Annotated in this window: 30 protein-coding genes and 1 pseudogene; all 31 read right to left on the bottom strand. The window is 36.7% G+C overall.

The genetic code is table 11. From position 1 onward, the window contains the following. Positions 1–922 (bottom strand): BppU family phage baseplate upper protein (locus tag KFO35_RS00005; RefSeq protein WP_211140333.1); only part of this gene is annotated, 922 nt, incomplete at its 3' end. Beyond that, positions 922–1974, bottom strand: coding sequence for a hypothetical protein (locus KFO35_RS00010; RefSeq protein WP_156271748.1), 1053 nt, complete (start codon positions 1972–1974; stop codon positions 922–924). The genes KFO35_RS00010 and KFO35_RS00005, both read right to left, overlap by 1 nt. Next, complete coding sequence (locus tag KFO35_RS00015) at positions 1975–2994, bottom strand: phage tail protein (RefSeq protein ID WP_156271750.1); 1020 nt, start codon at positions 2992–2994, stop codon at positions 1975–1977. Between the two features lie 8 nt (positions 2995–3002). Continuing rightward, positions 3003–3830: a phage tail domain-containing protein gene (locus KFO35_RS00020; RefSeq protein WP_098189017.1), complete on the bottom strand. Its 828-nt coding sequence runs from the start codon at positions 3828–3830 to the stop codon at positions 3003–3005. Then, positions 3823–8313 carry a tape measure protein gene (locus tag KFO35_RS00025; RefSeq protein ID WP_156271752.1) on the bottom strand — a complete coding sequence of 1497 codons (4491 nt, stop codon included), beginning with the start codon at positions 8311–8313 and terminating at the stop codon, positions 3823–3825. The genes KFO35_RS00020 and KFO35_RS00025 overlap by 8 nt, the downstream gene beginning before the upstream one ends. A gap of 12 nt (positions 8314–8325) precedes the next feature. Then, a complete protein-coding gene (locus KFO35_RS00030; RefSeq protein ID WP_002318698.1) occupies positions 8326–8946 on the bottom strand; it encodes a Gp15 family bacteriophage protein in 621 nt (206 codons plus the stop codon). A 4-nt stretch (positions 8947–8950) separates the two neighbouring features. Beyond that, a complete protein-coding gene (locus KFO35_RS00035) occupies positions 8951–9385 on the bottom strand; it encodes a hypothetical protein (RefSeq protein WP_156271754.1) in 435 nt (144 codons plus the stop codon). A 75-nt stretch (positions 9386–9460) separates the two neighbouring features. Next, positions 9461–9715 carry an Ig-like domain-containing protein gene (locus KFO35_RS00040; protein ID WP_167513732.1) on the bottom strand — a complete coding sequence of 85 codons (255 nt, stop codon included), beginning with the start codon at positions 9713–9715 and terminating at the stop codon, positions 9461–9463. After that, positions 9712–10179 carry a phage tail tube protein gene (locus tag KFO35_RS00045; protein ID WP_002334700.1) on the bottom strand — a complete coding sequence of 156 codons (468 nt, stop codon included), beginning with the start codon at positions 10177–10179 and terminating at the stop codon, positions 9712–9714. Before KFO35_RS00045 ends, KFO35_RS00040 begins: the two co-directional genes overlap by 4 nt. A gap of 12 nt (positions 10180–10191) precedes the next feature. Continuing rightward, a complete protein-coding gene (locus tag KFO35_RS00050) occupies positions 10192–10584 on the bottom strand; it encodes a phage tail terminator protein (RefSeq protein ID WP_002314915.1) in 393 nt (130 codons plus the stop codon). Further along, positions 10584–10925, bottom strand: coding sequence for a minor capsid protein (locus KFO35_RS00055; protein WP_156271756.1), 342 nt, complete (start codon positions 10923–10925; stop codon positions 10584–10586). The genes KFO35_RS00050 and KFO35_RS00055 overlap by 1 nt, the downstream gene beginning before the upstream one ends. Further along, positions 10925–11272 (bottom strand): putative minor capsid protein, encoded by a 348-nt coding sequence (locus KFO35_RS00060; RefSeq protein WP_156271758.1) that lies wholly within the window; start codon positions 11270–11272, stop codon positions 10925–10927. Before KFO35_RS00060 ends, KFO35_RS00055 begins: the two co-directional genes overlap by 1 nt. After that, entirely contained in the window at positions 11269–11664 is a 396-nt protein-coding gene (locus tag KFO35_RS00065; RefSeq protein WP_156271760.1) for a hypothetical protein, read from the bottom strand. The genes KFO35_RS00060 and KFO35_RS00065 overlap by 4 nt, the downstream gene beginning before the upstream one ends. 37 nt (positions 11665–11701) lie before the next feature. Beyond that, complete coding sequence (locus KFO35_RS00070) at positions 11702–11920, bottom strand: Ig-like domain-containing protein (RefSeq protein WP_231401906.1); 219 nt, start codon at positions 11918–11920, stop codon at positions 11702–11704. A 44-nt stretch (positions 11921–11964) separates the two neighbouring features. Continuing rightward, the gene (locus KFO35_RS00075) at positions 11965–12825 is read right to left on the bottom strand and encodes a capsid protein (RefSeq protein WP_156271762.1); all 861 of its coding nucleotides are present in this window, start codon (positions 12823–12825) and stop codon (positions 11965–11967) included. 2 nt (positions 12826–12827) lie between these two features. After that, positions 12828–13382 (bottom strand): phage scaffolding protein, encoded by a 555-nt coding sequence (locus tag KFO35_RS00080; protein WP_156271764.1) that lies wholly within the window; start codon positions 13380–13382, stop codon positions 12828–12830. Positions 13383–13489: 107 nt separating this feature from the next. After that, positions 13490–14629: a phage minor capsid protein gene (locus tag KFO35_RS00085; RefSeq protein WP_156271766.1), complete on the bottom strand. Its 1140-nt coding sequence runs from the start codon at positions 14627–14629 to the stop codon at positions 13490–13492. Beyond that, entirely contained in the window at positions 14629–16398 is a 1770-nt protein-coding gene (locus KFO35_RS00090; RefSeq protein ID WP_156271768.1) for a phage portal protein, read from the bottom strand. The genes KFO35_RS00085 and KFO35_RS00090 overlap by 1 nt, the downstream gene beginning before the upstream one ends. Positions 16399–16409: 11 nt before the next feature. Then, positions 16410–17711: a PBSX family phage terminase large subunit gene (locus KFO35_RS00095; protein WP_156271770.1), complete on the bottom strand. Its 1302-nt coding sequence runs from the start codon at positions 17709–17711 to the stop codon at positions 16410–16412. Then, the gene (locus KFO35_RS00100) at positions 17698–18216 is read right to left on the bottom strand and encodes a terminase small subunit (protein ID WP_156271772.1); all 519 of its coding nucleotides are present in this window, start codon (positions 18214–18216) and stop codon (positions 17698–17700) included. Before KFO35_RS00100 ends, KFO35_RS00095 begins: the two co-directional genes overlap by 14 nt. 40 nt (positions 18217–18256) lie before the next feature. Then, the gene (locus KFO35_RS00105; protein ID WP_104871020.1) at positions 18257–18481 is read right to left on the bottom strand and encodes a hypothetical protein; all 225 of its coding nucleotides are present in this window, start codon (positions 18479–18481) and stop codon (positions 18257–18259) included. A gap of 733 nt (positions 18482–19214) precedes the next feature. Next, positions 19215–19751 carry a hypothetical protein gene (locus KFO35_RS00110; protein WP_231401905.1) on the bottom strand — a complete coding sequence of 179 codons (537 nt, stop codon included), beginning with the start codon at positions 19749–19751 and terminating at the stop codon, positions 19215–19217. A gap of 381 nt (positions 19752–20132) precedes the next feature. Then, complete coding sequence (locus KFO35_RS00115) at positions 20133–20720, bottom strand: hypothetical protein (protein WP_002309105.1); 588 nt, start codon at positions 20718–20720, stop codon at positions 20133–20135. 102 nt (positions 20721–20822) lie between these two features. Then, positions 20823–21002 (bottom strand): XtrA/YqaO family protein, encoded by a 180-nt coding sequence (locus KFO35_RS00120; protein WP_002318683.1) that lies wholly within the window; start codon positions 21000–21002, stop codon positions 20823–20825. Positions 21003–21067: 65 nt separating this feature from the next. Further along, positions 21068–21364 (bottom strand): hypothetical protein, encoded by a 297-nt coding sequence (locus KFO35_RS00125; RefSeq protein WP_156271776.1) that lies wholly within the window; start codon positions 21362–21364, stop codon positions 21068–21070. Then, positions 21361–21582 (bottom strand): hypothetical protein, encoded by a 222-nt coding sequence (locus tag KFO35_RS00130; RefSeq protein ID WP_073466487.1) that lies wholly within the window; start codon positions 21580–21582, stop codon positions 21361–21363. The genes KFO35_RS00125 and KFO35_RS00130 overlap by 4 nt, the downstream gene beginning before the upstream one ends. Next, complete coding sequence (locus KFO35_RS00135) at positions 21583–21813, bottom strand: hypothetical protein (protein ID WP_156271778.1); 231 nt, start codon at positions 21811–21813, stop codon at positions 21583–21585. Further along, a complete protein-coding gene (locus tag KFO35_RS00140) occupies positions 21810–22319 on the bottom strand; it encodes a hypothetical protein (protein ID WP_156271780.1) in 510 nt (169 codons plus the stop codon). The genes KFO35_RS00135 and KFO35_RS00140 overlap by 4 nt, the downstream gene beginning before the upstream one ends. Continuing rightward, a complete protein-coding gene (locus tag KFO35_RS00145; RefSeq protein ID WP_156271782.1) occupies positions 22316–22708 on the bottom strand; it encodes a YopX family phage-derived protein in 393 nt (130 codons plus the stop codon). Before KFO35_RS00145 ends, KFO35_RS00140 begins: the two co-directional genes overlap by 4 nt. Next, a complete protein-coding gene (locus tag KFO35_RS00150) occupies positions 22689–22946 on the bottom strand; it encodes an HNH endonuclease (RefSeq protein ID WP_231401904.1) in 258 nt (85 codons plus the stop codon). The genes KFO35_RS00145 and KFO35_RS00150 overlap by 20 nt, the downstream gene beginning before the upstream one ends. Then, a pseudogene (locus tag KFO35_RS14505) lies at positions 22925–23044 on the bottom strand (DUF1140 family protein); the annotation flags it as partial. The gene KFO35_RS00150 and the pseudogene KFO35_RS14505, both read right to left, overlap by 22 nt. Positions 23045–23046 lie beyond the last annotated feature (2 nt).

Consider the following 23046-nt stretch of genomic DNA (forward strand, 5'->3'; position numbering starts at 1 on the left):
TTGGGACTGTCATAATATACACATTATTAGGAAGCAACGCTGAGCAATTTGGCACGTATATATTTCTGTTTATGTTGACTGCCGAAGGATCGCTACTGTCTAGTTCTAAATATGTTTCGTGATCTTTGAAACAAGCTAATGGTTTTGTTATTGTTGTTCCATTACTACTAAACTTGCTAAAATCTAGGTTAGGTGCTAAGTTAGCTCTTCCCGAATAATCATAGCCCCCGAAGTCGATGCTGTTACTGTACATCTTTTTCAGCTTGCCGAGATCGCCGATTTTCTGATTGGTTTGATCAATACGATCATTGGCTTTATCAATATTCGTATTGATAGTTGCGACATCTTGATTGGCTTTCGTGATTTTGTCGTTTGTGTCTTTCAGTTTCCCATCAATCTGCGTTTCAGATTCCGCAATTTTTTGTTCAATCTCTTGCTTTCCATCAGCTAGAATTTTTTCGATTTTATCGATTGTCTGGCTAAACCCATTGAAATAATAATCTTCTAGTTCTGGCGTACTATCATCGATTGGACTGCGTTTGATGTCAAAAGTAAAACGACCAGCTGTATCTAACGAGCGGTCGTTTGGAAAATCAATATATACGCTACCTTCTACGGTGCCTACGTATCCCAGTATATTATCCTCTAACACAATAGAAACAATACCATTCACAGGATCTTCTACCGTAGCTAGATAGTCATGTTTACCATAACCACCTTCTGCCGTTGCAGATTTGAACATCAAGCGAATCGGAACAGTTGTCCCTTCTGGCAGACTTTGAGGAATGCCGTTTTTCCGAACTAACTTCATTCGAAGCTTAGCTGTTCCCCGATCATGCGACCAAAAAACAACATTCGTCCTGTTTGGACTAGTGGCTTCTGCTTGAATCACAATAATCGATTCATTAATTTTAAACGCCATCAGGACAACACCGTCCCTTTAGTAATGATTAAGCCAAGATCTTTAACATCTTCATTTATATCAGCAAAACCCACTGGGAATTTCCCACGAATGATTGCATCCTTACTCCTAGCACCTGTTGTGTTTTCTTTGCCGCTTGTTTGTTGTGATATAAGAACTTGTGACATTAAATTGGCATAAACTACAATATTTTGTCTATAAAAATAGCAAGTATTGTAGACGTTAGAAGCAGACAACCCTTCTGTATAAATCGCTGCGCTGATTAAATTTCTGTTATCCTCAGCAAATTTACACTTATCGACAGAAAGATATCCTCCTTGTAGCAACATCAGACTATATATTAATCCACTATTTTTGGGCGCATTTATAGTATCTACAAATTGAAGACCTGTGACCTTGAAAAAACCTTTACATTGATAAAATGTAAGACTGCGAAGTTTTACTGGCATATCTGATTTTGATGGATCAATTACAGATGTATCATTTTTAGGGCCAATATGAATAGTAGTAGCACTAACATTTCTTATGAAAACATCTTCCAAATAAACACCATCATCTACCCAAATGCTAATTCCAGGAATAGAAACTAACGGGATCTGATTTACAGCCATCTGAATTGTCGCAAATGGTTTTTCTTCTGATCCATCTCCAATTTGGTCGCTTCCCAAATCAGCTGAAACATAAAGATTTATCCAGTCAGCACTACCACCAATAATTGTTTCTACACTATTGTTTAATTGAGCGACTTGTGCTTTTATATCAGCTTGATTTTTTTCTAGGGTAGAGACGCTTTCAGAAACTTTTTTTTCGGTGTCTGTCAGTCTTCCTTGTAACGTAGCGAATGTTTCGCCTATGTGATTCACCCGAGCATCCACTACTTCGTTAGGAGAATCACCACCTGAATGAAGCACGAGATTATCAACACGAGTATTTAACTGGTCATCTCTTTCTTTTAAAGTAGTTTCTAGTTTATTTAGATAATCAACATTTTGGTTAAATGTTTCTTTCCACTTCAAAGCAATATTGTTTGATAATAATTTAATTAACCCCATTTACATCAGTCCTTTCTTAGCAAGATTCGCCAGTATTGAAGTGATTGTTTTCTTGGTATTTGATAATACAATCTCTGGCGCTTTATTAGGGATAGCTGGATGATTAGTAATTCCCACAACTTGAATGTAGGTACTTATATTCAAAGGTTCATAAACAAAAAGGACCTTATCCCCTTTGTTAAGAGATACAGCCCATTTTAGTGTTACGGATCCTGAAACATCTGGATAGTCGTGTAACTGCTGTTTTAGATATTCAATCATATTATTTTGAATAGTGTAACGTTCGTCTTCTATTGGGTCTTGTATCCTGATTCCCCATTTCTTTGATTCGGGACTAGTATAAGTAACTGGATTAAAATAATATGAGTCATCTTCTTTTTTCTTACCAAATCCTTTAATTTGTGTTTTCAAAGCATAAGTATCAATATCAAACGACACTTCATCCGTATTATATTTATATCGGATTTGTTGCTCAGTTATATTTCCATATTCTGAAATGGGATAAAATACTAAGTGCTTATTGTTTGGTATCACAACGGCACCGTAATCTTCCAAAATTTCATTAATAAGATTTAAATAATTATCATTTCCAAAGTTCTCCTGTTCCTTTTTTAAAAATACATTGTTGGGATCTACAACTTCCCAACTGAATCCACGATTTCCTGCTTTAAAAATATGAGTCAGAAGATCATTGATTGATTTTGTTCCAGATATGGTGTCATATTGCCATCCATCTTGAATAGTGTAATAGACATGAGTTGCTACTACATCTTTATAGATTTGGCTACCAGAAGCATATGGTCTCATCTGCTTGATTGAATACTGCTGACCATCAAAAACAACATAGTTTTCATAGTCAATTAAATCAAAGGTTATTTGATTCCGTTTTGTTTCTGGTACAGTCACAGATAACTCCCACGTTTCATTTTGTTGCCACGAGACAGAAAAAGAATCCTTATCGTAGTTAATAAGGATTTCCTCTTTCGTTTCTTCATAATTACGTATTAATATGTTTTTCAAAGTATCACCTACTTATACAAAAAACGGAAATCCCAAGAAGATTTCACTCTAGTAATATTTTGAATTTCGATTTCATTGACCCCTTCAGCTAAAGTGATTAGTCCATGGTTTGTATCAATACCACAACTTACACCATTCAATTTTGGGTATACGCCATCCAAAACTAACGTCTGCCCTAAATTAGTTGAGAGAGAAGGATAATAAATGAAACGATCGCCTGTGGTCTTATTGAAAATAGTCACATTTCCTTCTGATTCTCCTTCGAGGGTAATACGTAAATCTGACTCTCTCGGATCAATTTCAAAACTGCCAGCATTAAAAATCTTAAAGAAACTAGTATTGTGTGTATAACTAAAATCTTCAGAAACTAGACCTTGAGAAAACTGCCAATCCTCATCTAAACTGAAATCAGATAAAGTCGTTGCCATCGATTCAGAATATCCTTTATAGGCGGAAAATGATACAACACAATTTCCTTTAAAATATGCCTTTTTGGTTATAGTCATACTCTCAACGATCACTGGAAATCTTTTACCAGGTTCTTTCGTATAGATAAAGTAGTATTCAGCTTCTTTATTAAATAGTTCTCTCAATTCTGTTTCAGTCAAAATAAGATCATTTAGATTGTCTGCAAAATAATCAAATTCAAGAGTAATAGGAAAAGAATCAAATGAGTGTGTCAGCAGCTTTTTTCCTACTGAACCTGCATAAGAAGAAAATTCATTTTTAGGTACTGGCATCCCAATTTTTATATCAATAATTTTTATTCGGTAATTTGCTAGTAAGTCAAATTTACCTGTACTAAATTGGAGAAATACTGATGTTTTATCATCCATTGAAATTCTTTCCTCTCGTATATAGTTTTCTTGCTAATGATGAACCAGTATATTCATCTACACTTTTGCTGACTTTCTTACCGTCTAGAATACTTTCGACACGCACTGGTCTTTCATTTAACGCTTGAACGATTGTTTCAATATCTTTTTTACTCATCGTTTTGTGCTCATTTCCGCCACTTGGATGTTGATTTGAATAAACCACTTGATTTGTTTGTACGGCTGGTTTGTATCTCTCTCTTGCAACAATCGCTTTTTGAATCAGCATATCTGCACTTGGTTTTGCAGGATTGATGTTGATTTCATATGGATAAGCAGGGTCTTCACCAAACATAGCTAACTCTGGTCCAAATACTTCTCCCCCATTTGAGTAACCATGACCATGACCAATGACTGCGAGCATATCAGGACCATATCTTTTCAGTGCATATCTAATACCAGCAAGCATGCTATCAAAACCATTAAAAATATTTCCGTGGCTAGGAAACGCATTTGCTAAAAATGTTCCTTTCTTAGCTTGTATTAGTCCCATTGCTGGACCAGAGCCATCACCATCTGGGTCTATTCCAGGCTGAACAGCACGCTCATTGCCTCCTGATTCAGTTTCGATTTGCCTTAACCAAGCATTGACATACGAAGCAGTGGTTGGTAATCCATTCATTCGCAAGGCTTCTTTTAATTGGCTAGTCCACCTTGCAACGCCAGAACCTGTAGGCGAACCTTTTCCGCCACCTTCGCCTGCTTTATAAATATCACCAGAGCCAAGCTTACCTGTAATATGCAAATGGTCGTAGTGATCGTTATCTGGCCATGTCTCCCAATTTCCTGTAGCAGGTTGCCCTGATTGACCTGTCCTATCTCGAACTTTACCTTGAGTAATAACATAGCCAACCTTATCAGCAAAATGTTCAAACACCCAGTTCGCAGGATCGAAATACTTACTTGAACCATTCATTCCAGCAGGATAAGCAATATCAATCGCTTGGTGTTTTCCGTGGTAATAAGGGTCTCCTGGTCGATAACCCGAAGTGATACCACTCATGCCAAATTTACTTACTGTTTGATTTGCAATATCTACTAAATATTTATAGACATTGTCAGCCATCGCCCCGTCAAAACTTCCGCCAATAGAACCAAAACTTGCTATTTTATCTTTGATCCAATCCATAACGCCATTTGTTACTTTCTTGACACCGCCTGTAGCAATATCAAATACTGGATGAGTAGCATCGAAATTCACATGTTCTGAAATAGCTTTTTTGACAAACTCCACTGGATGTTGAACTGCATCTAAAATATCAGAACCAATGTCTTTTATTCCGTTCCATGCAGACTTGAAGAAATCACCTAGATTGCTTACGTTTCCTTTTGCGTACATTGGAATACCAAAAGCTTCAGCAAACGATTTTGTTTGGCTATGATTCAATACTTGAGTACCAGCTTCCGCATGCATCAAAACATTTTTCCCTTTTGGAATTTCCATTCTTCCATCAGGATGTCGAACCAATTCCTCTCCTTCGCCATCGTTAACAAGCATCAATCCACCTTGGTGAATACCACCTGTAGCAAATTTAGGAACATCCCATTTATCAACTCGAACAGAATCTGGTGCATCAACTTTTTCCAGTACCCAGTTGATACCTTTAATTACGCCATTGACTCCATTACCTAAAATATCAACCATGTATTGCGCTGCAGCTTTAATACCATCGCCGATTGCTTCTTTTCCATCTTTAAAAGCATCACCAATTCGACCAGGAACTTTTTTAACATAATCAACGATTTCATCGAATTTTTCTTTGGTTTTGTCCTTTAGATCATTCCAATATTTTGTTACACCAGAGTAAATCTCTCCAACTTTTTTTACTACCTTTTCATAGGCATCCTCTATCGGTTCAATTGTATAGCGTTTAATTGTATTCCACGCACTCTTAGTTACTGATTGGATACGTTCAAATATTTCCGCTATTTTTTCTTTTAATCTACTGATAGTCTTAGATACGTTTTCTTTAGCATCATCAACCGGTTTCTCCATCGAGGATTTTATTTCTCTCCATTTGTGCTTTGTAATATTGACTAAATCAACAAAGAAATCGACCACTTTATCTACTAAGTTACTAATTGTTTTAACGACTTTTTTTCGAACTGAATCCACAGGCTCAATAACATATTCAGTAAATAATTCCATTGATTTTTTTACTGATTTTGATAAAGAATTAAAGATTTTTTTTATTGTTGAAGAGATTTTATCGACAACCTTCCCAACTGCTTTCCCTGCTTTTTCAAGTTTATCTTCTATCCATTCAGCAACTTCATCGAAACCTTTTTTTATTTTTCTACCTAATAACCGTATTGGCCCATAGATAAGCCAAAAAATTACCTCTGTAGCTTTCCCAAGTTTCTTACCCGCTTTTTCAAGAGCTTTTTCTATTTTGCCCATCCATTTTGAAAAAGTTTTAGCTATTTTATCAATCAAATCTGTAATTGCATCGTATGGTGGATCAAGAACTTTCTTTTTAAAAGCTTTCAATCCATCTTTAATAGTATCAAGTAGATCATCTACCCACTTTTTAAACTTCTTATTGTGTTTGTACAATAGAGCAACTACACCAGCAATTGGATTTAGAATGAATGTTAATACTTCTTTCCAATCCTCTTTAAAAAAATCAATAACGGAGTTAAAAACTTTCTTGATGCTTTTTTTGATACTAGTCACTTTATCCGTAACTGAATCCTTAAATTCAACAAATCCTTCTGTAACATTTTTAAAAAATGATTTGATTTTCTTTAATGATACCTCTACAAAGTTTTTTACTGCATCGACAATCCCATCTATAAACTCACGAAATGGCTTGCTTGTCTTATATGCTTTATAAAACGCAAATCCAATTCCTGCAATTGCTGCAGGTATAAGAAAAATTGGACTAGAAAGTAATGCTTTTCCGCCGAACATATCAAGCAGTTTCCCAAAAGCCGAGACCACACCAACGATTTTTTTAGCAATAAATAAAGTAGCTAATGCTTTACCTAGAAGTGCTATTCCCTTTTCATGTTTTGACAAAGCACTTAAGACATCATCAAATCGTTGTAAGGGGTCTTTCGTTTTGCCAGTTTCTTCTGAAAGTAAACTAAAATTACCAGTGAGTTTTTTAATAATATCAAGAACCGCATCCCATGCAGCACCGAAAAATATTTTAGAAATCTTTTTCAAATTATCAAAGATACTCGATAATTTATCCTGATTATCGTTTAAATAATCTATGCCTTTCAAAATAGAATCAAATAGTTTAGTAGTATTGTCTGATATGAAGCTGATAATATCTGTAAGCTTATCTTTACCGATGTCATCAACGATCTCATTCAATTTATTAACGATATTCGCTTGGAGGTTACCCATTGCGCCCTCAAAAGTCTTAGTAGACTTTGCAGCTTCTTCAGCTACATCAGTCATACCTAAGTCAACAATCGCTTTACTAAATTCTTCAGCTGATATTTGACCTTCTTCCATCGCATCACGAAAGTTTCCAGTGAAAGCACCGTTGTTTTTCATCGCTTCTTGCATTTTACCTGATGCACCGGGAATGGCATCAGCCAATTGATTCCAGTTTTCTGTAGTTAGTTTCCCTGCACCAGCCGTTTGGGTAAGCATCATTGCTACTGATTTAAATGTTTCAGAATTACCACCTGCTACAGCGTTTAAGTTCCCTGCTGCTTCTGTTAACTCTTGATAATTCCCAATACCATTTGCTGCTAGTTGTGCTGTAGTATTCGAGATATCGGACAATTCATATACTGTGTCATCTGCATATTTTTTTACAAATTTAGCAGCTTCTTTTGTTTCTTTTTCTGTAAAGCCAGCAAACTGCATCGTAGATTTGAATTTATCCATTGCGTCAGATGATTGAGTAGTTTCACCGATTAAATCTGAAAAACTACCTGTTAAAATCTGCAGTGCTTGTGAAGAAGCACCAGCAATCGCACCAATAGATAGTTTATCTTTCAAGCTGATAAACTTAGATTTGGTTTTTTCAGCAGTATCACCGAGGTCTTTTGTTTCTGTTTTTGCTTGTGAAGCATCTGCGTTAAGTATTGTTTCTTTCCTGTTAGGTATCTTGCTTATACCCTCTTTTGTAGCTTTTATTTTCAGTGATGCTCCGTCATTATCCGCCTTCAGTTCAGTTATTTTGCTTTTCGGTATGCCTTTTAAAAAAGCCTTTGTCTCTTTGACATCTTTTTCAGCATCCGAATTATCAGCCTTGATTGCGAACTTAACTGGTTTATCAAAAGTTTGATCGACATCTTTTTTTGTTGATTTGGCAATTTTTGTAACTTTTGCTGTCTCGGCTTTAAATGAATCATCAATTTTTGATCCTGTATTCATTCCCAATTTTGTTAATACGTCATCAACAAAACTAACGTCTGTTTTAAATTTAGGTAAATTCGACAGCATCACATCAATATTTATTGTTGCATCTGCGCTCAAATACTCACCTCCTTATGATTTGGCTTGTGCTGCTAACATAGAAAACATATCGCCTAGTTGATCATCGAGACTGTTAACTGTTTTTTCAGAATCAAGAGCATAATAATTTTTCAGTTCTAATAAGCTATTTAGTTCTTCGCCTTCTAAACCAGCTATGCTTCTTGACCGAATCGCTAGTATCCGCTGAAATTGAGTGTCTTCGCTTAAACCAGACATCAACGCTTTGAAAGTTAGATAATGCATTGAACCTTGCTCATTTAACAAATCGATTTTGTAATCTGCCATAAACGAAGAATAAATAGCTCCAGCGTCTTGAGAATACGAATAATTCATATTTGAATCCTGACCAGTCGATTCTCCTTCACTTCCAATGCTTCCATATGGATTCGATTGAATATAGTCAACTATGTCGTTAATAGCTTGTTGCATTTCTTCAAAAGTGAATGTATCTTCTGCTTTTTTTGAATCGATATAAAACAATTTGAACCCAAGAATTATTTTTTCTATAGACTCCAAATTTTTATCGTCAATTAGTTCATAGAATCGAATAACAGTGTCAAAAGACAAATCAATTTGATACTCATTACCTGAAATAATCACTGTTGTTTCTGGTTTTCTCGTTAGATCAAACATCTAATCACTTCTTACGATTATTTTTGTAATGTTTTTTTGCTGTTTTACTACGTTCAGAAACAACTTCCCCCAACTCTTTTTCAAGCAATCCAATAATTGTGAAAAGGGCTTTTGTACTTTTGTTGTAAAAATTATAAACGCGATTACCTTCACCACTCCCAAGAATCACATCTAGAGTAGTTACAGCTTTATCTTTTAATTCATCCATTTCAAATTGAGTAAATTCTTTGAATTCTTTAGCTCCATTATCATCTTCATCCATTTTTTCAAGTTTTGAAGTCATATTTTTTAATTGATCTGGAATATCAATAGTCGTTAAATCGGTTATAGTTTTGTCAATTTCATCTGAAATTTGAACTTCATATACTTTACCTGCAATTTTTACGGATTTAGTTAGTGATAATTTTGCATCTAAGTCAATTACATTATTGATAGCCATTGTTTTTCCTCCAATATTAAAAGAGCAGGTAACCATAATAGCGGGTAACCTGCTCTAATCATTCTAATTTTATGATTAAGTAACTGTTAAAGTACATTTAGCACTCTTATTACCATCTACTGTGTTAACTGTAATTTCCGTGGTTCCGGCTTTTACAGCTACAACTTTACCCGTCGTATTGACGGTCGCAATTGTTGAATCAGCGGATGACCATGTAACGTTTTTATTTGTAGCATTTGCTGGTAAAACGGTAGCTGTAAGAGTTTCATTTGCCCCAACAGCGAGCGATAACGTTGTTTTATTAAGCGTTACGCTTGTGGGGCTAATCACTCCCCCGCTGCTACCGATTTTGGCTTGCCGTTGAATGCCATTGTGAAGCTGAACGTTTGTTTAGCATTAGCTGCACCACCAAATGGCACGATAGATGTCAATGTAACAACAGCTTGAACCTTATTCCCTTTGGCATCAGTCCATTGTGCTAACGTGCGTAATTCATCTCCGATTGACAAGAATTTAGACGCTACATAATCTTGAGCTGGATCTCCAAATACACGGTGTCCCGCAACTTGGAACGTGATATTTTTACCAGTTACAGTGGAATCAGTGAATCCTTCTCCATCGTAGTAAGGGGATGCATCTGTAGTGTCCGCTGCAGCTGGAGTAATAGTTGTGATCCCTGCTGCTAATGGTGCGAATTTAGCCGATGCGATTTGATCTAAATCTGTACTTCCTGAAGTATCGATTTCCAATTTGTTTTTAAAGTTTAGTAAAAATTCTTTACTATTTTCTGCCATTTAAATTTCCTCCTAATTTTTGAATTGATGAATGGTGATTTTGATGCCTAATAGATAAGTTGAGTTCCCTTGAGTGTCCTGTTCGCTTACGAAAGGAGTCTCACTTATTTCGATACCTAAAAAGACGAAGCTCTCATCTTCTGACTTCAGAGTTGAGAGTTCGTCTAAATGATTTGATATGAGCCAAAGAGTTTGATTGGCTTTTTCTTGATCTTTTGTATTAAATCCTACTTCGTAAAGCATTTCACGCTCTTTCGTACCGTCAAAGTATTCTTCTACTGTTCGGCTACCCGGCATAGAATAAACGCAAAGTGTATCTTCACCGTTTAGAAATCCCATCGAGCATGGCATTGGAAGGCCTTGAATAGAATCTATTGAATCAGATAATCGTTCCCATAAATCCATTACAAGTTTCCTCCTTTGATAAACGCTCTACGCCAATCATCCATGTGATTCGCTTTTGCTCTGAGGTCCCAACGTCGGCTTGTCCCTGGCGTTGTATAATTCTTAACTCTACTACCATTGACGATCCCTCTAAATTGAGGGCCAGCATATGGCATTCGATAAGCTATGCGATCGCCATTTGAGGTACCACTCATTCGTAGATGCCCACTTCCAGGCCTCATTGGGACATATTGATTCATATCTGCTAAAGCTTGATTTGTTAATGCAAACTTAGCTCGTTTGATATTTGAAACCGAAACCTTTTTATCAAAGACAGACTTATTAATATTAATTACAAGCATCACAACACCTCCAACTCATACGTGTAGACTTCGTTACTGTATGGATTACGGTTATCTACGATCGTCGTGATAGTGTAAGTCTCACCTTCAAAGTCAATCTTTGACCCAACATGATTTTTATTAATCACTGGCATCGGATCAGATACTCCAGCAAACAAAAAAGCGATAGCGTTGGCTACCACTTGCCGATTATTATTACTACCGCTGTACACTGTTTGAGGTTGAAAGATCATATGATTAATCGTGATTGGTTCAGAAAAGACAGGTTTTTGCCATTTGTCATGACCATCTAGCAGCCTCAAAGTAATTGACTGGTTACAAAGTTCTTTTGGTATTAAAGGAATCATCGATAGTCAACTCCCTTGTAAAGAAGTCCCGTATAGATCAACTCGTTATAAGCCTCTGTTGCAACCATCGTTCTGCCAACTGTTGCTGCATTCGTGCTTCCAGCTTCAATACGCATACGACCAACGCTGACACTTGAAGGGGAAGCATTTAGTAAGTCTGATAACGAAGTAACTCCAACTGACTTCAAATATTCAATTTGGACAGCCATTGCGATTTTGAACTTATCCACTCGATATTTGAACGTGTCATCAGCTAAAGAATGTCTCATGTAAAAATCGCCTGTCACTCGATTAAGCTGACGTGCAGCACATTTTTCTAAGTCATCAAACTCCGAAACTGATACTTTGTTGAATCCTGATTTTAAATATTCATCGTGCGTAAGATAGCTCATAACTGCCTCCTTTCAATTAAAAAGGATAGTTTAGTAGCTATCCTTCGCTTGCTGCGGTTACCGTGACTTCACACGTAGCAGTTTTACCATTTACGGTTGTCGCTGTGACCGTCGTAGCTCCTACTTTAATAGCAGTAACCTTTCCTTGCACTGGCGTTACTGTTGCAATTGTTTCATCGCTAGAGGTAAATTTGACTGATTTATCAGTTGCCGTTTCTGGTGATACAGTAGCAGACAATGTTTCTGTTGATCCCACCGTTAGCGTAGCCGTTGTTTTATTTAGGGTTACGCCGGATGGGTCTACGCTTTTGGGACGTATGAAACGTAAATTGCTTTCTTAGCATTGTCAAATACAATCGCATCGTAGTAGTCCAAACCTTTGATAGTGTCACGGTATCCGTTTCGGTCTTGTGAAGCTGGAACTGTGTCAACAGTACCAAATTTCACGATTGGAGCAATTGCAGTCAACGGAGTAATAATGAAATTGATTGTATCTAGGATACTAATTCCGTTAATGCGGTTTTTGGCAACTTTTAGGATAGGTACTCCACCATCAATTTGAGCAACTGTACGATTGATTCCGTTGACTTGCATTTGGTTAGTAGAGAATGTTTTGCTTACGCCTTTTGCATTTTTCAGCAAGCGATATGTTGCTGCAGAAACAAACATCACATAACCGCCAGGTACTTCATTATCTGTCATATACTCTTCAGCAGCATCGTATGCAGCTAAGATATTGTCTTCTGTTAATGTTTCGCTAACTTTATTACCAGCATTGTCAAACATTGCTTGAACCGCCACTTTATCACGATGAGGAACAGTAATTAAACGTTTATGCTCAGTCACAACGTTGTTAATTGTTAATGCTGCGCTTTCTGATTGATCCAATTGGTCAACATCATATCCAAACCAGTCTTCATGTGTCAGTTTGATAGTTTCTTTAGCAATGCTAATCTGGTTACGAGCATTTTCACCATTACGAATATACTCAGTCGCTTCCATAAACCCGGACATTTTGTTAATACGTACTTCATTTGCTCCCACAAAATCGGCAGCAGTGATACTTTTTGCTCCTTGAGTTAAGACATCCCATACCTGTGAATCTGCGCGAAACTCTTTATCAATTGTTGCTAGATCTTTACTATCTAATACTAAAGCCATATTTATTCACCTAATCTTTCCTGAATTTTTTCTAAAATAGATTTATCCTCCTGACCATTTGGGTTAGGATTGTTTGGATTGACGAACTGAGGAGGTTTTGGCGCTCCTTGAAACAAGTAATCATTTTCTGATCGGACAGTTTCAAGTGCTTTATCCAATCCTTTCACTTCACCATTATCCGTAAGTTCTAAAGAATTTGAATCAAGCAAAGCTTTAACAGCTTTGACATTTCTTGCACCTGATTGCGTAATAGCTAAATCAATTGCTGATTGCTTTTGCAGTTCAGTAATTTTTGCGGCACTCTCAGCTTTCGACGTATCAAAAGCCGCTTGTAACTCAGTTAGTTGCTTAGTTAAATCTTCATTCCCTTGAGCTGACTTTTTTAATGAATCTAATTCTGTTTGGTTGTTTGCCAGTTGTGTTTTAAACTGCTCAACTTCTTGTTGCGCACCAGTAAGTTTGCCGTTTAATTCGTTAACTGTTTGACCATGAAGTGCCATGATCGAGCCAATCTTTTCATCATCGAGTCCTAAAGCTTTCAAATCTTCTCTTTTCATGCTGATTCTCTCCTTCGATTATTTTACGTGGCAACGACCACGAATGAGTTGAGCAGTTTAACGTCATACTTAGGACGATAAAAAAGCCTAACAATAATTGTTAGACCTCAATATATTTTTTCTCGAGCATAATCACGGCCGAGAAAGTTATTGTCATTCACTATTTTCTTTACAGCTGACTGGTATTTTCTAACAGATAATTTATATTTAAGGATTCCCTGTTCGTCATCCAATTCTTTGGCGAGTTCCAATTTTCGTTTTTCTTCACGTACCCGACGTTCCAACGCTCGTTGTTTTTGTTGTATCTTACCGTTAGAAACGGATTCTTGACGATCATATTGCGGTTGGTTATTTGTATTTACCCCTGGAATATACGGCCATTTGATATGAGTGCAGTTTATACCAAACGTTCCACCTGGTGTTCCATATCCATGGTTATACAGGCTTTCAAAATATTCACCAGTTTCTTTATCAGTAAAACTTTTTCTTTGATCAGTGACAAGTTTCCCTTGTATTGAAGCACACGCCTCACGACTTGCCGGATGGCTGCTCATTACAAATGTACGTATGCCGTTGTCATGAGCTGCAGTATCACGTACAGATTGAAAGGCTCTGTTAGATGTCGTGCTTACTACCGTTCGAACATATCCTTCTAATCCCCATTCATTACCACCTTTATCGACAAGCACTGGCTTAATACCTTTATCACGCCATTTGTAAATAGTGTCTGCTAGCGCTCGTTCTGGAGTCTTAGTACCCGCTATAACTGAACCTGTTGTTTCTTTGATGATTTGCTGATACATATCAGTAGTTATCGATTTTTCTCCATAGTTAGTGGAAACAAGCGTTTGATTCACTGTGTTTTTTATATCTAAAAAAGTTTGATCAGCATACCCACTAAGTAATTGATCAATATCAGGATTTATAACCGGATTAGAATTTCCTTTGCTAATATCTGCTATTGATTCATCATAAATCTTCAATCCTTGATCAATAAAAAGCTTATTAATTGCCTCCTCAGCTAATCCAGTAGCCTCAGAAAGTAACTTAATCGTAGCTTCATTAACCAAATGAAGTTCGTTCAACATTTTACTTTGCCAAGTCAATACGTTGTCAGACGTTATGCCTTTCGTATTCAATCGGGTAGCAATCAATTTAAATATTTCCTGTTCCAAACTCATGTAAATATCTTGAACTTGCGAACTAGTTATTGTTAATTGATGCGGGTTAGTCTTTAAATCAACCATCAGACATCATCCTCAGATAATTTGAAGCCATTTCCAGCCTCGCCTAAAATACTTTCAGCTTTCTCAATATCAAACGGATAAGCGGCGACAATCATTTCAATTGCCGACTTTCTAGGAAGTTTTCCAGCCGCCACTTGTTGGACAATAGATACAAGCGATTGAATTTGGGCACCGTTTAGAGATACCTGTTGAACCGTTTGGCCATTGGCATTAACGTCGCCTCCTTTCATTTCACTATTTAGGTTATTCAGAGCTGGTGTAATGTCAACATCTGGAATGTTTTCTTGCGTGGTTGATGTTTCATCGATCACTTCACCATTAATTTCATCGGCAAGCTTTTTAGCTTCTTCCTCTGTCAAACCATCTAGCGCCATTAACGCTTGTACTTTGGTTCCCAACCCAGCAGCAATACGAGTAGCCCAATACGTAAGCAAAGCGCTCTTATCAGTAAAAATGCCATCATCAAAGTCCACTGCAATGTCTTCAATATCAGGAATATTTCCTTTAAAAATGCCATTCAATTTTGCCAATTCACAAATAGAAATTACTAACTCTTGGATAGCACGTTCGATTTGAGCCGTCTGACTATTGCGTGTTTGATAGGTCATGCTATTTTCTGATACGATTTCTGTCGCTGTCTTAATCCCTTGAGCTTCACTAAAGATGAATGTTCCTGCTGAAAAACCTGTTTGCATCTCATATTTTTTAATAAGATTATTTATCGATTTGATATAATCATCAGCACGAATCGGTGTTGTTAAGTCCTGTACTCCTAAACCATCTCCAAAAGTATCAGTAAATTTTAGAAATACATTCTGATCACTATCGAAGAATGGTTTTACTACTCCTGTTGCCGGATCAGGCATTGCTTTCGTAAGAGAACTCGAAACGGCTACACGCCTTTGCCCCATTTTTATTTCCCAGTAAAATTGATCATTAGCATCGTTTATCTGTTTGAGCGTTGAACGAGCATTAGAACCCAATCCTAGGCCAAGAGGAGAGGTAATATCTTTATTATTAAATCCTGCTGGCTTCAAGTAAACGACTTGTGGGCGGCTAAATTCTTGTTGAAAAAACGTAGCAGAGTCAGACATGTTAGCATAAAGCATTTTAAGAGGAACTTTTACACCAACCGTATTCAATTCTTCACTACGATACAATTCATTTGTTACTACATACTCTTTTTCATTCCATTCGTGGAATTCCAACAACGTGTAGTACGCCGTCTTATCGCCCTCTGTACGTCTTGATTTACTTGCAATAGCAAAGTTACTGATATTATTGCTATTTGATTGTAACGGGTAAATAGTCGGCGCTTGTGCCCACGATAGCTTAATCTGTTTGCTAATATCATCGTAGTAAGGACGTATAGCCAAGCCGCCCATTGCAAACATCGATTCGAGATAACTCTCAAAATTTTTCATAAAGTCGTTATTTGCCAATGTCGTTCTGACGAATTCAGCGGTCGTTTCATCATTTACATTAATTTTGCACTGTTCATTAAAAACAATGCTCGCCATTCGTTTAGCGCTGACTTGCAACATGTTTAGCGAAACATACTCACGTTCTTGAATGCGTCCGTCTGAATTTCTATATTTCACTTTCGGAAACTCTCCTGAAAAGTAACGTCTATCTATTCTAATGCGTTCATACTCATCTTCATTCATCGTAATTTTTGGATGATCTATAATTCTAGTTAAACTTTGTACCATACCTACCTTAGCCCCTCCTTTCCTAAATAAGTTCATGATTGTATCGAAAACACTCACAGCGTCACCTCCTACACTAGATACGTTCTAGTAAAGTAATTCACACCATAGCGCAGTTCATCAAGCGCATGGTTATATTTATCAATTGGCAATCCGTTATCGTTTCTGACGTACATGCCGATTTCTTTTATTAAGTTGTAATGATCGTATTTATCCCCGTGGTCCAATAAAAAAAGAGATTGCTTAGATAGAACGTTTTGCACTCGCTCAATCCCAACTTCAATTTTCATTCCGTTACTGTTTACTTTGTCTCGACTGTTGTTATCCGCTTTGTCAGTCATAATACCAACTAAATGCAATTCTTCCCGTAAAGACTTACATGCAGGATCAACAAAGTAGTATTGCGGTCTTGGATAGTTTCTCCACTTATCAAAACACCATTCGACAAATATTTTGATTTCACTTGCGTACACTGACATGGCCTTTGTCGTACCTGTTTCAGTCCCTGAGTGATAATAATTAGCTAAGCGGTAAAGACCATACTTTCCTTTGTTATACGCCACACACCAGAATGCACAAGTAGTAGCATCTCCTTGACCACCATCGGCAGTAAAAAACGTTTCTATTACTCGGCCCTCGACTGTTTTGACTATATGTGTATCTTGGTCAAACATTGAATAGATAATTCCTTCTGGCATAACGCGCTCGCCTAACCAGTCACGTTTAAACAAATAATCTGAATTAGATAACTCTTCTTTTAGCTCTCGTTTACGTTCATCAGATAGAATCGGGTTATCATCGGGCGTCCAATGTCTAAATAAAAAACGTCCCGATTTCTCGAAACGTTCTAGCAGTTCTAGATTGGGATGATTAGGTGCTGGAGGATTTTGTTCACCTAAATGGTAGCGCCACTCTGCAGCAAACGTCCGTCTAAAGCACTCATTGATAAAATCTTTATGCAGTAGGTTAAATTCAAGAAATGTCACTGAACCTAGCGACATACCTGTAATGGCTCCAACACTATTGACCTTCCCTCCACCTTTATAGTAAATCTTCTTTTCACCATTCGGTGCATATAAAAGTAAATGATCTCCATGCTCGTCATGTCGAATATCAGAACATCCATCAAATATATGTGCTAAACCAAGACCGTCACCATCCATAAACATCCGGTAAGCTTGTTCCTGGTTATAAGCTGTTACCATGTGATTTTGGTCAGGAGAACGCAAATAGAAGTCTGCCATTTTAAAAATATCAGCAGTAGTTTTCCCACTCCGAGGTGTGCCTTCATTTAATTCGAAAGTGATATTGCTGACATCTTGTCTAATATTGTTTTGTTGCTTATCGCTAAACAATATACTAGGCACTTCCATCACCTCCAGACTTAACGTCTAGAAGCGATTGTAACAACTCATTAACTTTTCCGCTTTGAGTTAATTTATCAGCTTTATTCTTAGCAAGTGCGGCTTCTGCTGTAGCCTTGTCTGCTTGAGCTTGTAATAATCGTTCTTTACCTTCACGATCAATTGGATAACGTTTAAGTATCTCTTTCAAAGCGGTGGTTCGTTGATTTATGTCCGGCTTTTTATCCTCGATAGTGATTACACCGTCAGAAGTACCTATATACATTGTCTCTTCCATTTCGCCACGAGCAATAGTAGTTAACAGTTCCATAGCTTCAGAAGCCTGCATAATTCGCTTCGATGCCATTTCTTCAAGAACACCGTTAATATAGGATTTAATGGTAGGTTTTCGTAGGTTATCTTTGGCACTTGCCTCAGCATTTTTGTATCCCGCCAATCTGGCAGCATCTGTCGCGTTACCAGATTTAATGTATTCATCCGCAAAACGACGTTGCTTTTCTGTTAGTTTAACCATCCATATTCCACCACCTCACTATCTATGTTTGTTTTGTAATCTACACATACTTTGAAAGATTTTCCTGTATGTGTTTATCTGAATAGAAACCATGACCGCAATAAAGAAGTTTGCATTTATCAATCTCTTTTGGTGTTGCTTCTCTGGTCATTTCAATGATGGAGTACTTCTTTTTTATTTGGACTGATTGGACAACCCTCACTGGATCATCAGTGTTCGGTTGCGGATATCGGTTTGTTAGTGATACATACCAGTAGTTTCTCATGTCGTTACCACTCCATTCCGTTGGCGGATGAGTCTTCTTAACTTATCTAGTAGTTTTCTCATTATGTAGCCTCCTTTAGCAAAATAAAAAGACCACTCAAAGAGTGATCTAATATGTAATGCACAGGCAGGGACGTTTCCGATCCTGTGCTTGAGACATTTGACAATTCATTTGTACCGAATCCCAAATCTCAATCTAACCTAACCAGTTATGTAATAGCAACCTACACCGATTCCATCGATTACTATCGACCTCGCCTTGCTCGTGTACTTTGAGCGCCCATTTCCAACCCTCAGTTGCTGATTGACAGGTGCATCAGTTGAGGTTTCCAGCTCTGACACTAAACCCAACGATAGGACATCTCTGTCAGATATAGTCCGTTTGAGTCGCTTTGCAGTAACAACTTTCCTGTCAATAGTTGTTATGCACCAGATATTGTGGGCGCTTGTGTCCCGATATTTAAACGTTTCTGAATAAATCCATCCACGCCCAACGTTCATGCACGTTGTTTCAAGTCACTGGCAATGAATCGAACATTGCATGGTTGCCGAAGCATTGACCTAGCACGCATGCTTAGCGTCTACCCTTTCCGCCACAGTGACACTATAAAATTATTCTTGGCTGCTACTATTTTTTATTTTGCCCATTTTTAAATCCAATCATATAGACATTAAGACAGAGCGCAAAAATTGAAATTATTAACGCCATCATTTCTCTTCACCCACCTTTTTAATTATTTAGTTAAATTGTATTTTTCTGCAAATTCACTATCAGCTTTTTCCAACGACCTAAATGAAATAAATTTTTTATTTTTTAATTGTTCTATATTCCAGAGAGCGTCTTTTCTAATCTCTTTTATTATTTCTAATAGACCTTCTCGGGATTCATCAGATATAAACAACTGATCATAGTAATTTTTAGTTTTATCTAATTTTGTTTTTTCAGTATCGCTCATTCTCTTTTCTATCTCATTGTTCATCTCTATTACATTATCGATTTCAGTCTTTAATGCATTATGATCATAGAATAAATCGTTACTAAATGATTGGTAAGTTAGGCGTTCTTTACTCGAAATATCAGTCAACTTGATTTCATTTAATTTTTCATAGTTTTTCTCTAGGCTATCTAATATTATATTGAGATTACTTCTGGTAACAGGTTTATTTTTAGATGATTCAATAGTAGCATATAGAACATCTAAGTCTTGTATTGCTAGTCTGTTAGAGTTGACTAGTATTTCATTAACTGATTTACCATAGTTTGTTTTCATATTCCTTAAATCATTCCAATTATACAGAGCTATGAGTACCGAAATAATTGATATACTAACCGTTATTACATCTTTCCACTTTATGTTTTTCAAATTTATCACCCATTGTATATTTTACGATAAATCATGTGAATAAATCAAAAAACAATAAACAGCAACGGATGATAGATAATAAGAACAATTTAGAAGGAGTTGAAATTCACATCCTTATTCTTAATATTTCCGCTGCTATCTATCGAAGCTTAATTAAACGATGAGGGAGATTCCCTCCCTTGCGTTTTATTTTTGAAGAACAATTATTCAGAATAAAAGAATGAATAAACTTGTGAGTGTCTAATCTATTAATTGTCTTCACTTATAGGTGGGAATGGTTTACAAGTTTTAGCAAATTTCAAATAGATTGATTTGATGACCATATTCAAAATAATTGTCGATCTTATTTTTAATTCGCTGTGACATAGATTTAACAGTACCCACAGCTAGATTCATTTGTTCTGCTGCTTCTCCATAAGTACATAAATCTTTATTAATTAAATGAAATAATGTCAGTTCTTTATTAGAAAGCAAAGATTCTATCTCCGTCACTTGGAGCAACATCTCTTTTTTCTTCGGAGAAATCGTCTCTTCTGCTGGCTTTTCTACTTCCTGTAAATAAACTTGATAGCTCATAACATCTATATCTGCCAGTTTAACTGCTCTTCTATGCTTTGGTATCTTCTTGGCTTGCTCATCATCGAAAGGCTTCTCTCTGCCTGTTTCTAGCCAGAATAAAGCGTACTCTGTAGTAGAGATAGCTTCTGCTATTACTTTTTGATCTGCTATATCTTGAGGAGAACGATCATCAATTAATTTATGTATCACTCTCCCATGTTCTTTGACAGGTGTGCGATATCGTTTATTTAAGATTTTTTGATGTTGCTTTTTCAACATTTTCAAGTCATTCTTGTATTCCTGAATTAAATCATTCATATAGATAGCCTCCTCAATAATTTCGCAAACAAAAAAGCGGACACAAATCAACAAGAAAGTTCTTGTCAACTTGTGTCCGCCAGTTTTCTGGTAGGACGATATTCAAAATAATTGTTTCACTTCTTCTTTAACTTGCTTGACTTTATTGCAATGGGATTCTATGACTATTGTTCCAAACGGAGGAAGCTTTACACTTTTCATTTGCCCGTTTGAAATGATGATTGCACAATGATCTCCTTGCATTTTTTCGATGTCACTTAACTCAATTCCTTTTAACTCCATAGCTGCCTCCTGTGATATAATAAACTTGTCGAATTTATTAGAACAGTCGGAGCGATCCGGCTTTTTTATTTGTCATTGATTAGTTCAATATCCACCATTCTCACCACTGCTAAATTCTCTTTGCTTTTCGCTAACCGCTTGTCACATTCCATCGTGTTTTCAATACGAATGATCGCTGAGTAATTATAGACGTGTTCTACATATCCACGAAATGGATAGATGAACTCTTCTGCTTCACAGCGAACCATGTCACCGACTTTGAATTTTGGTTTCTTACGTGTTTTAGGATTCTTTGTCGGCATATCTAGCATTAAACCGCCGATACCATGACTACTAGCGTAAAATCCGTCTTTTAGTTTCATTCTTTTTCCTCCAATTTTATAGATAATGTTTTCGCAGATGGTGATTCTGCTTTTTTTAACTGCACTATATCTTTATTTGCTGATCTTTCATCAAAATACTCCTGAGCTCTCCTTTTGTTTTTTGTAAAAACTGGCTTGCTATCATTCCAGTGATGGAAATAAACTTTCTTAAACGAATCATCTGTGTAATCGAACAGATAAAATGCTATTTTGAACATTCATTCCGCTTCCTCCTCGATCCCAACCAAACGCTCACCGAGTTGTCCGGCAAGTTGTGAGTAAACTTCGCTTGCAGCATCAACTAAATCAATAGCTTTCTCAATATCAGTAGTGAATTTCATATTGACGTTCACTGTTTCTTCGTCATTCTCATCGGCTTGGATCAAGACTTCACTTACATAGTTTTTGACCGTGCCATTTTTTGACAACACATAAACTAATTGTTTCATACTTCCTCCACACTCCCATCGACTAATAGCGCTACTGCTTCGGCTTTTTCTTTTTCAGTAAACGGATAAGCATCTTCTTTATCAGAAGTCCATGATGACTTTGTAATATCGAAAATTTCGTCACCTATGGAGTAGTATCTAAATTCATCAACGAATGGCCGAATATACTTAACTATCCACCGCTTCGGCTTTTCGATTTCGTTTGGCATATCAATCGTTGTAAAATGTGTTTTATATTTTGGGAAATGTTCATCAAGTGGTGTGCCACAATACGGTGGTTCTTCAACCGGAAAATCCCACCAAAGGACGTTTCCTATATCTTCATTCCAATGTTCTGCCAAATGAGCTTCCACCTTCTCGGCTTGCGGTTCGTCTAGTTGTTTTAAATCACGAATGAAGTTAGCAAATAAATCTTGTCTTGAAGCATTCACAGATGGATGTTTCCAATCTTTTGGTTCTTCAGCATATTTTGTTTTATATCTTTCAATCAATTCCTGTTTATTCATCGCTGTTCCTCCAATAACTCGCTATTCTCGTAGATATTTCCGATGACTTCGTATTCATAATCCATCTTTTTGTGTTTGAATACTCTATATTCCATTCCACTAGCTAATGATTTACAAATCAATCCAGAATGAAACCCGGATTCTTGTACAATCGTTTTTTCATTAACTAAATGATCAAAACCATTACTTACATTAACCAGAACTATATCCCCATCAAATATCCCCACACCGTTCTTGTCTTTCAGTCCTGTGGATTGCATAAGCACATATTTATCTGGAGCCATTTCAGCATGAGTGATCAACCTTCCTGCTTGCCCATATTTCATTTCTTGTCCAATTGTTTTACCTTTAAATGGTGTGTACCACGCTCTAAATTGCAATAAACTCATTTTTTTCACCTCTGGCTCTTTTTTTAGCATGATATGAAGAATGTTCTTCAAATGTCATCAATTCAATATTCTCGGGTCGGTTGTCAAACTTATTTTCATTAATGTGATGAGCAACTTCGTTTTGTTTTAAGTATCGTCCTATTTTATTTTCTAAAACTAAACGATGTTCGCCTACATAACCATTTCTTGTTGCATTAGGATGATCAGGAGCGTAAATATGTTTGCTGCTGCTTTCCAATGCCTGCTACTTCGCACTCCTGCTCCTGTTTCAGCCATTTCCAACTTAACTAATTCCGCTCGTTCTTTTGATTTTTTGTCTTTCTGAATCTTCATCATGA

The sequence above is a fragment of the Enterococcus lactis genome (assembly GCF_015751045.1).
GTDB classification, from domain to species: Bacteria; Bacillota; Bacilli; order Lactobacillales; family Enterococcaceae; genus Enterococcus_B; species Enterococcus_B lactis.